Source organism: Mycolicibacterium xanthum, assembly GCF_019710635.1.
GTDB classification, from domain to species: Bacteria; Actinomycetota; Actinomycetes; order Mycobacteriales; family Mycobacteriaceae; genus Mycobacterium; species Mycobacterium xanthum.
Map to the genome: position 1 here is coordinate 66089 of NZ_JAIFZS010000059.1, position 13325 is coordinate 79413.

A 13325-nucleotide genomic window follows, 5' to 3' on the forward strand; every position below is an offset into this window, starting at 1 on the left:
CATGGCATTCTCGGGTCGGCTGTGTGTCGTTTGTGTTAGCGCTACGACTCCGCGGGCGGCCGGGCGTCACCGTCCAGGCCGAGATAGTCCAGGTGTCCGTGGTCACGAAGCGCGCCGACCGTGACCACGGCGTTGTTCGTCTCGAGCGCCGACAAGATCGCCTTGTGCCGCTCGATTCCGTCGCCGGTCTCGCGCTGGCGGGCCTCCTCGCGCAGGTTCTTGGCCATCGGAAGTTGCAGCTTCAGCAGTATCGGCGCCAAGGCGATGTCGAGTTGCCGGTTGGCCGCCAGCCCGACCACCGCGGCGTGGAAGGCCCGGTGGGCATCGTCGCGCTCCAGCGCGTCCCGGGCGGAGTCCATGCGCTCCAACGCCGCCCGAACCGGCTCGAGCGCCTCGCCCGGATCGGGCAGCGGCAGTGCGGTTTCGATGGCGTGCCGTTCCAGGACGTGGCGGAGTTCGAACAGCTGCAGGATGTCGGTCGGGGACCATTCGGCAACCCGTGACCCGCGCCGGGGGAGGTGCTCGACCAGACCCTGCTGCGCCAGCAGTCGCAGCGCCTCCCGCAATGGGGCCCGGCTGATTCCGAAGTCCGCGCACAGCTGTTCTTCGACGATCTTCTCGCCGGGTGCGAGGTCGCCGCTGAGGATCGCGTCGCGCAGCCGATGGGCGGCAACCTCGACGAGTGTTGCGGGCAACGCAAGCCGCGCAGGGTCCTCGCTCGGCGCAGCCATGGCAACCCATGGTAGGGAACTTTTCCCGACTTGCGCAGCAACACCCCTGTGCAACCGGGTTCACACCCTCATGGACATCGTCTGTTGGCCGGCACCCTTGCGGCCATAACCGGTGTCACTGCAACGACTTTCACGGGTCGTCTTCGTCTTCGGGGGGCGGGTCGTCGTCGGGGAGTAGGTAGCGTTCGGGGTGGTGGTAGCCGTTGATGCGGTGTTGTCCGGTGTCGAGGTGGGGTGGGGGGATCCATTCGGTCTGGTTGCGGGTGTTCTTTCGGGTTTTCCATCCGGTCTTGTCGAGCATGCCGTGATCGGCGCCGCAGGCCATGGTGAGGTCGTCGATGTCGGTGAGCCCGCCGTCGGTCCAGTCGTCGACGGCGTGGTGGGCTTGGCACCAGTAGCCGGGGGCGGTGCAGCCGGGGCGGGTGCAGCCGCGGTCGCGTGCGTGTAGCACGATGCGTTGGGCGGTGTTGGCGAGGCGTTTGGTTCGGCCGAGGTAGAGGCTTTGGCCGGTGTGTTTGTCGTAAATGTAGAGGTAGTGGTGTGCCGGGGCGGCCATCCGGATCAGGTCGGGGATCGGCAGCAGTGATCCGCCGCCGGTGACCGCGACACCGGCGGCCTTTTCGAGGTCCTGCAGCGTGGTGGACACGATGACGGTGACCGGCAGGCCGTTGTGCTGTCCGAGTTCCCCGCAGGCCAGCGCCCAGCGGCCGACGCTCAGGAACGCGTCGTGGTTGCGTTGGGCCGGGGTGCGGGTATCGGTCGCCGAGCCCTGCGCCGAGGACTGCGGATCCCCGTCGCGGGTGTCGGCATCGGCGGTGTCGGCGGGGGTGTCGGCGGCGGGGGTGTCGGCGGCGGGGTTGTTGGCCCCGGGGGCGGCTTGTTTGGCGAAGATCGCTTCCCAGATGGCCAGCGCTTCGGGGGTGAGCCGGCCGCGGATGGTGGCGGTGCCGTCGGGTTGTTGTTTGCCGATCACGATGCCGCGGTGGCGGGCGCGTTCCTTCTCGCTGGGTTCGGGGCCGTCGGGGTCGATCATCGTCAGCAGCATGGCGGCGGCTTTGGCCAGGTTGTCCGGGTCCAGCCCGGCGCCGGCGCGGGCGAGGTGGCGGTCGGTCTCGGCGCGGGTGTCGGCGTCGACCCAGGACGGCAACTTGCGGTGGAACTTCGCGATCTTGACGAGGTGCTCCTCGCCGAGCAGTCCCTGGCGTTGGGCGGCGGCGCTGGCCTGCCACAGCGGCGGAAGCGGCTCGCCGGTCATCGCGCGGCGCGGCCCGAGTGTCTTGGCCCGGGCGATGCGGCGTTGGGCGTCGGCGCTGGTGATCCGCAACGCGGTGCTGAACACCTTCGGCCAGGATGCTTCGCCGAGCCGGGACGGCTCGGTCTGTTCCAGCAGAGAGGCGATGATCTGGTTTTCGGCTGCGGGCAGGCGGCGCAGGTTGCGTTGCAGCCGGGCGTCCAGCCCCACCCGCGCGGCGGGGTCCACGCCGTCGTAGTCCAGCTCGAGGATGGCTTCCACGGCGGCATCGAGTGCGTCGAAGGCCGCCGCCACCTCGCTTCCCGCAGATCCCATGAATCGAACATTAGTTCGACACACCGACACATCCGCCCAGAATGTGACCACAGAAACCAAAGTGACAAAAGGGATTTCAGAGGTCGGCAGATGGGTGCGCGAGCAGCGAACCATCGTGGACCGCCGCCGCATCCCGTGCGCAACCCGGCTGGAACGTGTTCTAGTCGAAGGGTGTTGGACTACACCCACGTGGAGAATCTGGGCGCGACCGACGTCGCGCGGCTGCGCGCCCTCTACGAGCCGCTGACCCGTTCGGTCCGCGACCTCATCGACGCCACCATCCGCACCGAGGTCGGAGCGGACGAGGTGGCCGCCGCCAAGGCCGAGATCGATTCCGCCGCCGCGCGGCTGCGCGCCAAACAGGTCGACCGGTCGTTCGGCATCCGGTACTGCGCGGACGGCGATCCGATGCCGTGGGGCAACGCCGTGATCGGCGTGCGCAATCCGGCCGCGCCGCCGCTGGTCATCCGCCGCGCACCGGACGGTTCGGCGGTCAGCGACTTCCACCTCGGAGCCGCCTTCGAGGGTCCCCCCGGCCACGTGCACGGCGGGGTGTCGGCCATGATCCTCGACCACGTGCTCGGCGATGCGGTCAGCACACCGGGCGTGCACCGACTCACCGGCACGATCACCGTGCGCTATCTGCGGCTCACGCCGCTGGGCCGACTACACGCCGAGGCGCGAATCTCACACACCGAGGGTGTCAAGACCTACGCCGTCGGGCGCATCGCCGACGAGGCCGGGGTTACGGTGGAGGCAACGGGGGTGTTCGTCGAACCGCGGTGGTCCCGGGACTGATCGCGATCATCGACAGATTGCGGGTGATCGCACCGATCTCGCCGACCAGCACCCGCGCGGCACCCTCGTCGGCGCCGTGCCGGGGCACCGTGTCGCGCAACCGTTGGTCGGCGGCGAGCAGCTCGGCGATGTCCACGCTCCACGGCGACGCGGCGGTCGGCGGGTCACCGCACAACGACTCCACGTACTCGTCCACCGCAAGCACGAACTCACCGCTCCACCCCGCGGTCGAGGTGGCGGGCAACGTGGTCTCCAGCGTCGTACACGAAGCCGTCACCGCATTGAGCGCGGTGCGGTAGGAGCGCAGCCAGTGCCGCAGGTCACGGGTCTCCGGGCGGGTCGCACCCGCCGCCGCCTCGAACGCCGCCCGCGCCCGGAACGCGCGCTGCCACGCGGCGGACAGTGCATCGGCCGGGTTCTGGAGTTCGTGGACATAGGACTTGATCACCGCGGCCGCGTAGTCGACCTCGGTCTTCAGCAGTTCGCCGGCCCGCTGGCCCAGCCGGGTGAGCTCGTCATCGGGGAGCACCACATGGGCGATGACCGCGAGCACACCACCGGCCAGCGCGCCCAGCAGCCGGTCTCCCATGGTCGCGGCGGTGGCCAGGGGGTCCAGACCGACGTCCAGATCGATCAGGAAGACGACCGCCGCCGCCAGCGCCGCCGACAACGCGAGATAGCCGAACCCCGCCGCGACGTAGGCGAACGCGACGAAGACGATCGCCAGTGCCGCCGACACCATGGCCCCCGGGCCGACCAACAGCAACACCGACGACGCCGCGGCGATGCCCAGCACCGTGCCGAGCAGCCGTCCGGCGGCCCGCGTGTACGTGTGGGCGGTCTCCGGCCGCAGCACCAGCAGCACAGTCAGCGGAATCCAGTAGCCTTGCGCGACATCGGCATAACGCGCGATGCCGCAGGCCACGCCGACGGCGACAGCCAGACGCAGCGCATGCCGCAGCACCGGCGAATGTCCGCGCAGATGACTACGCATGACCCCGGCCCCCGCCCGGACCGAGGTGCGCAGCTCGGGGCGCCGGACGCGCACGGCCTCGGGTGAGGACGGCACGAAGTCGCCCAGCCGGATGGCCACAGCCTCGTGCAGCTGGGTGGAGAGCCGTTGCAGCACCGGCATTTCGGCACCGTCGAGACCGGCCGCCGCGGCGTGGAACCGGTCGATGCCCGCCGCCGCCCCGCCGCGGCCGGACCTGCGCGTCTCGGCGACCGCCGCAAGCGTGTCGCCGGCCGCGGCGAGCACCTCGCCGAACGCTTCGCGGTCCGGCGATCCGGCCAACTCCGACAGTGTCGCGGCGATCCGCTCGGGCAGCCCGTACCAGCTTCGGTAGTCGGCCGGCCGTCGCCGAGCCTGGCAGTCGACGGTGAATGCGGCCCGTAGCGCGATCAGCGGTTCGGTGTCGATGGCGGAGCAGTCGGTTCGGTCGGCAAGCCGCCGGGCGTCGGAGGCCAGCGAGCAGTAGGCGTTGGTCAGTGCGTCGCGCTGCACCCGCCACCGGTGCTGCGGCCAGATCGCGATCAGCGCCGCCTGCAGCAGCCCGCCGCCGACGGCCAGTGCGGCTGTGCACAGTGTGACCGTCAACGTCGGCTCGACCTGTGGCGCGACCACCAGAAGGGCGACCGAGGCCGCCGCGACCAACCCCGCGTTGGCACCCAGCGCCCAGGCCATCGCCGCCGCGAAGGACCAGACCGCGGCGACGGCGACGAACGCCGGGGAGTAGGCGGACACCAAGGCACCCGTCAGGACCGCGCCGCCCGTCAGCAGCGATGTCGCTACGACCAACGGGATCCGCGCCCGCGGACTGTCCTGCAGGGCGACCACGCCCGCGATCGCGGCAGCACCTGCGACGCCGGCGGGCGACCCCACCCGGTCCCACTGCACGGCCGGCACGGCCACCGCCACGACGCCCAGCAGGCTGCGCAGGACGGCGGCGAGGTCCGGCATCGCCGGCGGCAGCGTCAGCCCCTTGATCACCTCCCCATTCTGGCCCGGGCTATGTTCGGCGAGTGGAGAAAGTGATCATCACGCTGCGGGGGAGACCCGGCGACGAGGCGTGGTGCACCCGGTTGCGCACCGAAGCCGGCACCGCGCTGCTCGACTTGGGGCTGCCCGGCGTCGCCGTGAACGTCCGCGATGCGATGGTTACCGAATCGCTGATGACGCTGACCACGCTGGATCCGCCCGTCATCGGGGTCGTCAGTCTGTGGACCCAGCAGTGCTACGGGCAGCAGATCCGAACCGCCACAGCCCAGTTGAGCCGGCTGTGTGACGAGGTGGCGGCCTACCTCGTCACCGAGTCGGTGCCGTTGGTCCCCCCGAACATCGAACCCGGGCTGCGCACACCGGGTTTCGCGAATGTCGCACTGCTGCGCAGGCCCGCCGACCTCGCCGAGGCCACCTGGCGTGACCGGTGGCAGCTCGACCATACCCGGGTGGCGATCGACACGCAGGCCACGTTCGGCTACACCCAGAACGCGGTCGTGCGGGCGCTGACCGCGCACGCCCCACCGATCGCGGCGATCGTCGAGGAGTTGTTCCCGGCCGAGGCGATCTCCGACCTGCACGCCTTCTTCGGCGCCGCCGACGACGCCGAACTCGACCACCGGATGACGCAGATGATGGCCAGCACTGCGGCGTTCGGCGCCAACCGTGACCTCGACACGGTTCCGACGAGCCGTTATGTGCTGCGTACACCGTTTTGCCGGCTCGATACGCTGCAGCCGTGACCCTTCTGATCAGCGACGACAACCGGGTGCGCACCCTGGTGCTGAACCGTCCCGAGGCACTCAACGCCTTCAACGAGGAGCTGTACCACGCCACCGCGCTGGCGCTGCGGGACGCGGCCGAGGACCCCGACGTCGCGGTGGTGCTGCTGACCGGTGCGGGCCGCGCGTTCAGCGCCGGCAACGATCTCAAGGAGATGCAGGCCCGGATCGCCGACGCGTCGCTGACCACCGAGGGCAGCCATTTCTCCACGATGATCGACGCGCTGACCGAGCTGCCGAAGCCGCTGATCTGCGCGGTCAACGGTGTCGGCCTGGGGATCGGGACCACCATCCTGGGCTACGCCGACCTGGTGTTCATGTCGACCACGGCACGCCTGAAGTGCCCGTTCACCAGCCTCGGGGTGGCCCCGGAGGCCGCGTCGTCCTACCTGCTGCCGCAGCTGATCGGCCGGCAGAACGCCGCATGGTTGCTGCTGTCCTCGGAATGGGTCGACGCCGCCGAGGCCCACCGCATGGGCATCGTGTGGAAGGTCTGCGAGCCCGACGAGTTGCTGCCCGAGGCCCGCAGGCACGCCGAGATCCTCGCGTCACGGTCGATTCCGAGCCTGGTTGCCGTCAAACGGACCATCGTCGACCCGTACCGGGCCGAGATCGCCGCGGCCACCCTGCGGGAGAACGCGCACTTCCAGGAGCTGCTCGGCGGCACGGCCAACGCCGCGGCACTGGCCGCGTTCACGGGGCAGGGCAAGGCCTGACCCCGGACCGTGCTAGCGGCTGAGCGTCTGCGACGGGCAGTCGCTGTCCGACGCGCAGTCCGCAGCCTCGCGGTGTGCGGCGATGATGGCACGAATGGTCCGGCGGCACCGGCCGCAGTCGCCGCCCGCACCGCAGGCCTCGGCGATCTCCTTGGAGGTGCGGGCCCCGTTGGCGACGCACTCGTTGACGACGTGGCTGGTGGTTCCGGTGCACAGGCAGACGAACATCTTCGCGCCCCGCTATCCCTGCTCGTCGATGGTCATCAGGTGCCGGAAACTGCCGACGAAACGGGTGGGATAGGCACCCATTCCGGCGTGCGACATCCATTCGGCGGCCGCGTCGGGATGCTCGATCCATTGCCGCGCGCTGGCCTCATCCTCGATCTCCTGCAGGATCAGCACTTCCTGGCCATCGTCGAGCGCCCGGTACACCCAGATCTGGCGGACGCCGCCCTCCTTGAATCGATCGAGTCCGTCGTGCACCTTGACCATCAACTGGGAGACGTCGTCGACCGACGACATCACGCCCACCACCACCCGACCGATGTGGTGCTGCGCGCTCGGACCGCGGAGGTCGATCTTCTCCACCACCTCGCCGCCGAAGATCGGCGGGATGTCGTCGGCACCGGAAATGTCGAACCACTCGAAAATGGCGGGGGAGCGCAACACGTCCCGAATGGATCGCGCGTGGCGAATTCCGATGGTGACCAATACCCGGCGCGGCTCCCAGATCGATTCGTAGAGCACCACGTGATGGGCCCCGATGGAAGAGAGTCCGTCGCGGTGCTTTGTCAGCCATTTCCACATGCGATCGACATCGTCGACGCGGAAATCACAGGCCAGGATGAATGAGTGCGGATCGTACTCACTCATCGGTTAACCTCACCTGTCTGCACCTGCACTCGATAGTTAGCAGAGTCTAACCTTACTCAATCTGGCCAGTCCAGGCCGCAAGACCGATCAGCGCGCCGGGTGCCGCCCACCGCGGGCCATCCGGCGAAAACACGCGTAGCACAGTGGCGATGGTGCGTCTTCGGCGATCCCCGTGCACTAGATTGAAGGGGATCGGCACAGCCCGTGCAGATAGCGCACGCCATCGGCCCACCAGGTGTTTAGGAGCAGTCATGCAAGGCGATCCCGAGGTTCTGAAGTTGCTCAACGAGCAATTGACGAGCGAACTGACGGCGATCAATCAGTACTTCCTGCATTCCAAGATGCAAGACAACTGGGGATTCACCGAATTGGCTGCGCACACGCGCAAGGAATCGTTTGAAGAAATGGTTCACGCCGAGGAGATCACCGATCGAATCCTCATCCTCGACGGCCTGCCGAACTACCAGCGGCTGTTCTCGCTGCGGGTGGGCCAGACCCTGCGCGAGCAGTTCGAGGCCGACCTCGCCATCGAGTACGAGGTCGTCGCGCGCCTGAAGCCCGGCATCGTCATGTGCCGCGAGAAGGGCGACGCCACCTCGGCCAACCTGTTCGAGAAGATCCTCGCCGACGAGGAACTGCACATCGACTACCTGGAGACCCAACTGGAGTTGATGGGCAAGCTCGGCGAGGAGCTGTACATGGCCCAGTGCGTGTCGCGCCCGCCCCAGTAGCGATCAGAGATCCGCAGCCGCTGTCACACCTGCCCGGCGACGTAACTTCCCTAGTACATCTAACGATGTAGTCGACGGGGGGTTCACCCGCGGAAGAGGCAGGTATGGCCAGCACTGCTGAGGCCGCTCAGCCCGGCGCGACCGCGCCGACGGTCGGCTCCCAGCGCCGCAACATCATCTTCGTTGCGGTGGTGCTGGGCATGTTCCTGGCCGCGCTGGACCAGACCATCGTCGCGACGGCCCCGCCCTGACCCGGCGCGGCCGCCCCGTCATCGACTATCCGGGCAACGTGCTGATCGGCCTCGGCGCTTCCGGACTCACGCTGGCGACAAGCTGGGGTGGCGGCACCTACCCGTGGTCGTCACCGCCCAAGGCCGCGCAATCGCCCCAGGCGCTGCATCAGCTCCCAGCCGAGGTGGCCGCTCCGGTCGTCGCGGCCTACGCCGACTCGCTGGGGCTGGTGTTCCTGTGTGCCGCGCCTGTGGCGTTGATCGGTTTCCTGGTCGCGCTGACCCTCAAAGAGGTGCCGCTGCAGGACATCGACGCCGGCCCCGGCGTCGATCTCGGCGAGGGCTTCGGAATGCCGCAGACCGACACGCCGGAGGAGATCCTCGAGACCGCCGTCGGCAGGCTGCTGCGGCAATCCCCGGAGATCCGGCTGCGCAGCATTGCCGGACGGCACGGCTGCGAGTCCGATGTCGCGCTGCTGTGGGCCCTGATCCAGATCTACCGGCAGAGTCAGGTGTTCGGTTCGGCCCGGCTGCCCGACATCGCCGAACGGTTGCGCGTGCCGCCGGAGGTGCTGGAGCCGACGTTCGGCCGACTGGTCGACCGCGGACACGCATTGCGCACCGGCGACCGGCTCTGGCTGACACAGTCCGGCGCGGCCCAGGTCGACGCCGCCACCTCGCTGGTCTCGCGCATCGTCGAAAAGCTGGCGTCATCACCGACATTCGAGGGACGCCCGGACCGCGCCGACGTCGAGTCGGCACTCGAACACGTCGCCCAACGCGTGCTGGTGCAGCGTGACTGGGACGACGGGCGGGCGGAACCCACCCCGACCGCCAGGAGACCCGGCGTACGATGCGGCCATGAGCCGAATCGGAGACTTCGCCGACGATGACGTGACCGGATTCGCGGTGAAGTCGCCGGACCTCGGCGCCGCGATGGCCAATCTGAGCCATGCGGTCTACAGCAAGGGCAGGCTGCCGCTGCGCGTTCGCGAGGCCGCCCGGATCGTGATCGCGCACGCCAACGAATGCGTGGTCTGCCAGAACACCCGCGACTCCGAGGGCGTGGCCAACGGCGTCGACGAGGACCTCTACGACCACGCCAGCGAATGGCGCAGCTGGTCCGGCTACAGCGATGCCGAGCGGACCGCGATGGAGTTCGCCCACCGGTTCGCCACCGACCACACCGCGCTGCGCGACGACGAGGACTTCTGGCGTCGGGCCGGTGAGCATTTCGACGACGAGCTGATGACCGACCTGGCCATCTCGTGTGCGATGTGGGTGGGCATGGGACGAATGCTGCGCACCCTCGACATCGGACAAGCCTGCACGATCACGCTGTAGTCCATCCGCCGCCGACCGCACAAGGACATCGATGTCAGCCACCCCGCTCGCCGCCGATGCCGTCGCACAACTGGAGGCCGACGGAGTCACCACCCTCATCGGCACCGTCGTCAACCCCGCCGGCCTGATCCATGCCAAGACCGTTCCGTTGCGCAAGCTCGGATCGTTCGCCGATCCCGGGCTGGGTGCCAGCCCGGTCTGGCACGTCTTCGCCATCGACCAGGCCGGCATCGTGTTCGGAGAGGCCACCGGCGTGGTGGGCGACCAGCGGGTCCGCATCGACCTCGACGGTCTGCGGATTCTCGGCGACGGATTGGCCTGGGCCCCCGGCTCTTTCTTCGATCAGGACGGCAAGCCGGACCCGTACTGCGCCAGGGGCGCTCTGACCAGGGTGGTCGCCCGACTCGCCGATGCCGGCCTGTCCGCCCTGGTGGGACATGAGATCGAGTTCGTTCTGGTGGGCCCCGACGGCGCCCGTCTGCCGGCGCACCTCTGGGCGCAGTACGGGATGGCGGGGGTGCTCGAGTACGAGGGCTTCGTGCGCGACGTGACCGAGGCCGCCGACGCCTCGGGGGTGGGTATCGAACAGTTCCACCCGGAGTACGGGGCCAACCAGTTCGAGATCTCGCTGGCGCCGCTGCCTCCGGTGCCCGCCGCGGACCAGCTGATCCTGATGCGCATCATCATCGGCCGGGTTGCACGGCGGTACGGCATGCGGGTCAGCCTCTCCCCGGTACCCTTCGCCGGCAGCGTGGGTTCTGGTGCGCACCAACACTTCTCACTGACCCGCGGCGAAGCCCCGGCGTTCTCCGGGGGTGACCGCCGCGGCGGGATGACCGCCGATGGCGCCGCGGCCGTGGCCGGGGTGCTCCGCGGGGTCGCCGAGGCGCAGGGAATCTGGTGCGGATCGGTGCTCTCCGGGATTCGGATGCAGCCGGGCAGCTGGGCCGGCGCGACCGTGTGCTGGGGTACCGAGAACCGGGAGGCCGCCGTGCGGTTCCTGCCCGGCGGGGCGGCCAACCCGTACGGCGCCAACGTCGAGGTGAAGGTCGTCGACCCATCGGCCAACCCGTATCTGGCGTCCGCGGCGATCCTGGGGCTGGCGCTCGACGGCATCGAGGCCGGCCTGGACCTGCCCGGCGAGATCACCGTCGATCCGGCCTCGCTGACCGACGCCCAGTGGACCGAGGCCGGTGTGACGGTGCTGAGCACCGATCAGGCGCACGTGCTCGACACCCTGGAGGGGTCGGCGAAGATGCGCGCCATCCTCGGGGATGCGGCCGTCGACGCCGTGGTCGCGGTGCGCCGCTACGAACACGACAACTTCGCCGACCTGAGCGCCGAGGATCTCGCCGAGAAGTTCCGGCTCGCCTGGAGCGTGTGAGTGAGCGCACTGCGCGAGCACATCGAGGCAGTGCCGCTGGTCGACCATCATGTGCACGGCTGCTGGCTGGCCCCGCGGGACCGCCGCGGATTCGAGAACGCGCTGAACGAGGCCAACACCGAGCCGCTGGCCGCGTTCGACAGCGCCTTCGACACCCAATTGGGATTCGCCGTACGCGCACACTGTGCGCCGGCACTGGGGTTGGCGCGGCATGCCGATGCCGACACCTACTGGGCCGGGCGCAGCGCGGTCGCCGAACCGGATCTGGCACACCGCCTGCTGTCGGCGGCGCTGGTCTCCGACTGGCTGGTCGACACCGGGTTCTCCGCTGGGGTCACCGATCTCGACCAGCTCTCGGCGCTGTCGGTGGGACGGGTGCACGAGGTGGTGCGGTTGGAGTCCGTCGCCGAGGAAGCAGCCGCGGCAGCGGGGGACTACGCCGATGCGTTCGACGAAATCCTCTGGCGCAGAACCGCTACCGCGGTGGCGACCAAGTCGGTGCTGGCGTACCGCGGCGGGTTCGCCGGCGACCTGTCCGATCCGACAGCGGCCGAGGTCGCCGACGCCGCCGCCCGATGGCGCGACGAAGGCGGTGACCGGCTCACCGACCGGGTGCTGCTGCGGTTCGCCCTGCACCGGGCGCTTCGGCTGGGCAAGCCGTTGCAGTTCCACGTCGGGTTCGGCGACCGTGACGCCGATCTGCACACCGCGAATCCCGTTCACCTGCTGGATTTTCTGCGGCTCAGCGGCGACATCCCGGTGATGCTGCTGCACTGCTACCCGTACGAACGGGAGGCAGGGTACCTCGCCCAGGCCTTCAACAACGTCTACCTGGACGGCGGGCTGGCCATCAACTACCTCGGCACCCGCTCCGCGGCATTCATCGCCCGACTGCTCGAAATGGCGCCGTTCCGCAAGATCCTGTACTCCTCGGACGGATTCGGCCCGGCCGAACTGCACTATCTGGGCGCACGGCTGTGGCGCGACGGGCTCGCCACCGCACTGCAGGGCTTCGTCGAGGCCGACGCGTGGAGCCGAGCCGATGCGATGCGGGTCGCCGATCTCATCGCCCACGGAAACGCCAGGCGGGTATACCAACTCGGCTAGGGCGCGCCGATCTTGCGCGCAAATCGCGCGCCGGCGTTGTGAATCGCGACCCGGTTTTTGTCGGTGGTGGCTGTGATGATGGGGTTATGTCTTCGTCCACGGTCTCCGGGGTGGTGGGGCTGAGTCCTGTCGACCGGCTGGACGCGTTGTTCGACGAGTTGTCGCAGCTGGCGGGTCAACGCAACGCGATCGACGGCCGCATCGTGGAAATCGCCGCCGAACTGGACCGCCACCAGCTATTGGGCATCACCGGGGCACGGTCGGTGGCAGCGCTGATGGCCTGGAAAACCGGCTGCTCGCCCAACAACGCCCACACCATCACCGCCATCGCCGACCGCCTCGAGGAATTCCCGCGCTGCGTGACCGCGCTGCGCGAAGGCCGGCTCTCCCTGGATCAGGTCGGCGTCATCGCCGAACGCGCCGGACACGGCTCCGACCAGCATTACGCCGAGCTGGCCCGCTACGCCACCGTCACCCAACTACGCACCGCGGTCAAACTCGAACCCCGCCCCACCCCCAACCCCTCACCCCACTCCCAGCCGCGGGCCACGATCAGCAAGGGCAGCGACGAGCACTACACCTGGTGGCGCATCAAACTCCCGCACCTGGAAGCCGCGACATTCGACGCCGCCCTGCAATCCCACCTCGACGCGCTGATCGCCGACTACAAACGCGACCACGACACCAGCGGGCGCGACGAGCACGGCGGCCCGGGCGACCGCGGCGCCGGCGGCCCGGGTGCCCACGGCGCGGGCGGGCCGGGTAGCGATGACATCGGTGAGCGGGCCACTGACACCGCGGCACCGTTTCCGACCACCATCGACGCGTTCCTGCGACTCGTCGAGGCCGGCTACGACGCCGAAGCCGCCGCCCGCCCGCACGGACACCGCACCACCGTGATCGCGCACCTCGACGTCAAAGACAAGATCGCCGCCCTACACCTGGGCCCGCTGCTGTCCGACGCCGAACGCCGCTACCTGCTCTGCGACGCCACCTGCGAGGTCTGGTTCCAGCGCGACGGGCACCCGATCGGCGCCGCACGCACCACCCGCGTCATCAGCCG

Annotated in this window: 14 protein-coding genes and 1 pseudogene; 10 read left to right on the plus strand and 5 right to left on the minus strand. The window is 69.3% G+C overall.

Annotation, left to right across the window (positions count from 1 at the left end):
• Positions 1-41: 41 nt before the first annotated feature.
• Together JDV09_RS21655 and JDV09_RS21660 are read right to left on the minus strand one after the other, a co-directional pair.
• Positions 42-731 carry a GntR family transcriptional regulator gene (locus JDV09_RS21655; RefSeq protein WP_221371198.1) on the minus strand — a complete coding sequence of 230 codons (690 nt, stop codon included), beginning with the start codon at positions 729-731 and terminating at the stop codon, positions 42-44.
• Positions 732-861: 130 nt separating this feature from the next.
• Positions 862-2298 carry an HNH endonuclease signature motif containing protein gene (locus JDV09_RS21660; RefSeq protein ID WP_221371199.1) on the minus strand — a complete coding sequence of 479 codons (1437 nt, stop codon included), beginning with the start codon at positions 2296-2298 and terminating at the stop codon, positions 862-864.
• Positions 2299-2469: 171 nt separating this feature from the next.
• Between JDV09_RS21660 and JDV09_RS21665 the strand changes: the two genes are divergently transcribed.
• The gene (locus tag JDV09_RS21665; RefSeq protein WP_221371200.1) at positions 2470-3096 is read left to right on the plus strand and encodes a PaaI family thioesterase; all 627 of its coding nucleotides are present in this window, start codon (positions 2470-2472) and stop codon (positions 3094-3096) included.
• Here the strand turns inward: JDV09_RS21665 and JDV09_RS21670 are convergent.
• Positions 3044-5086 (minus strand): FUSC family protein, encoded by a 2043-nt coding sequence (locus JDV09_RS21670; RefSeq protein WP_221371201.1) that lies wholly within the window; start codon positions 5084-5086, stop codon positions 3044-3046. The two genes, JDV09_RS21665 and JDV09_RS21670, sit on opposite strands and share 53 nt — an antisense overlap.
• A gap of 32 nt (positions 5087-5118) precedes the next feature.
• On the opposite strand from JDV09_RS21670, the gene JDV09_RS21675 reads away from it, so the two are divergent.
• Positions 5119-5838 (plus strand): EthD domain-containing protein, encoded by a 720-nt coding sequence (locus tag JDV09_RS21675; protein ID WP_221371202.1) that lies wholly within the window; start codon positions 5119-5121, stop codon positions 5836-5838.
• Positions 5835-6593 carry an enoyl-CoA hydratase/isomerase family protein gene (locus JDV09_RS21680; RefSeq protein WP_221371203.1) on the plus strand — a complete coding sequence of 253 codons (759 nt, stop codon included), beginning with the start codon at positions 5835-5837 and terminating at the stop codon, positions 6591-6593. The genes JDV09_RS21675 and JDV09_RS21680 overlap by 4 nt, the downstream gene beginning before the upstream one ends.
• Positions 6594-6605: 12 nt before the next feature.
• Here the strand turns inward: JDV09_RS21680 and JDV09_RS21685 are convergent, their stop codons facing one another.
• Entirely contained in the window at positions 6606-6821 is a 216-nt protein-coding gene (locus JDV09_RS21685; RefSeq protein WP_221371204.1) for a (2Fe-2S)-binding protein, read from the minus strand.
• Between the two features lie 12 nt (positions 6822-6833).
• The gene (locus JDV09_RS21690) at positions 6834-7466 is read right to left on the minus strand and encodes a fatty-acid--CoA ligase (protein ID WP_221371205.1); all 633 of its coding nucleotides are present in this window, start codon (positions 7464-7466) and stop codon (positions 6834-6836) included.
• Positions 7467-7717: 251 nt separating this feature from the next.
• Here JDV09_RS21690 and bfr point away from each other — a divergent pair, with 251 nt between their 5' ends.
• The 7 genes and pseudogenes from bfr to JDV09_RS21725 all read left to right on the plus strand — a co-directional run.
• A complete protein-coding gene (gene bfr, locus JDV09_RS21695; protein WP_221371206.1) occupies positions 7718-8197 on the plus strand; it encodes a bacterioferritin in 480 nt (159 codons plus the stop codon).
• Positions 8198-8301: 104 nt separating this feature from the next.
• Positions 8302-8448, plus strand: coding sequence for a hypothetical protein (locus JDV09_RS21700; protein WP_221371207.1), 147 nt, complete (start codon positions 8302-8304; stop codon positions 8446-8448).
• A 110-nt stretch (positions 8449-8558) separates the two neighbouring features.
• A pseudogene (locus tag JDV09_RS21705) lies at positions 8559-9320 on the plus strand (helix-turn-helix domain-containing protein); the annotation flags it as partial.
• On the plus strand, positions 9289-9771 hold the full coding sequence (locus tag JDV09_RS21710) for a carboxymuconolactone decarboxylase family protein (RefSeq protein WP_221371208.1): 483 nt from the start codon (positions 9289-9291) through the stop codon (positions 9769-9771). The pseudogene JDV09_RS21705 and the gene JDV09_RS21710, both read left to right, overlap by 32 nt.
• Before the next feature lie 31 nt (positions 9772-9802).
• Positions 9803-11155, plus strand: a complete 1353-nt coding sequence (locus JDV09_RS21715) for a type I glutamate--ammonia ligase (RefSeq protein WP_221371209.1) — start codon at positions 9803-9805, stop codon at positions 11153-11155.
• Positions 11156-12262, plus strand: coding sequence for an amidohydrolase family protein (locus JDV09_RS21720; protein WP_221371210.1), 1107 nt, complete (start codon positions 11156-11158; stop codon positions 12260-12262).
• Positions 12263-12348: 86 nt separating this feature from the next.
• Positions 12349-13325: DUF222 domain-containing protein (locus JDV09_RS21725; protein ID WP_221371211.1), on the plus strand; the 977-nt coding region annotated here is incomplete at its 3' end.

Excerpts from the sequence above, each read along its gene's own strand:
- JDV09_RS21655 (WP_221371198.1), bottom strand. The coding sequence starts at position 731 with ATGGCTGCGCCGAGCGAGGACCCTGCGCGGCTTGCGTTGCCCGCAACA.
- JDV09_RS21660 (WP_221371199.1), bottom strand. The coding sequence starts at position 2,298 with ATGGGATCTGCGGGAAGCGAGGTGGCGGCGGCCTTCGACGCACTCGAT.
- JDV09_RS21710 (WP_221371208.1), top strand. The coding sequence starts at position 9,289 with ATGAGCCGAATCGGAGACTTCGCCGACGATGACGTGACCGGATTCGCG.
- JDV09_RS21715 (WP_221371209.1), top strand. The coding sequence starts at position 9,803 with ATGTCAGCCACCCCGCTCGCCGCCGATGCCGTCGCACAACTGGAGGCC.
- JDV09_RS21685 (WP_221371204.1), bottom strand. The coding sequence starts at position 6,821 with ATGTTCGTCTGCCTGTGCACCGGAACCACCAGCCACGTCGTCAACGAG.
- JDV09_RS21690 (WP_221371205.1), bottom strand. The coding sequence starts at position 7,466 with ATGAGTGAGTACGATCCGCACTCATTCATCCTGGCCTGTGATTTCCGC.
- bfr (WP_221371206.1), top strand. The coding sequence starts at position 7,718 with ATGCAAGGCGATCCCGAGGTTCTGAAGTTGCTCAACGAGCAATTGACG.
- JDV09_RS21700 (WP_221371207.1), top strand. The coding sequence starts at position 8,302 with ATGGCCAGCACTGCTGAGGCCGCTCAGCCCGGCGCGACCGCGCCGACG.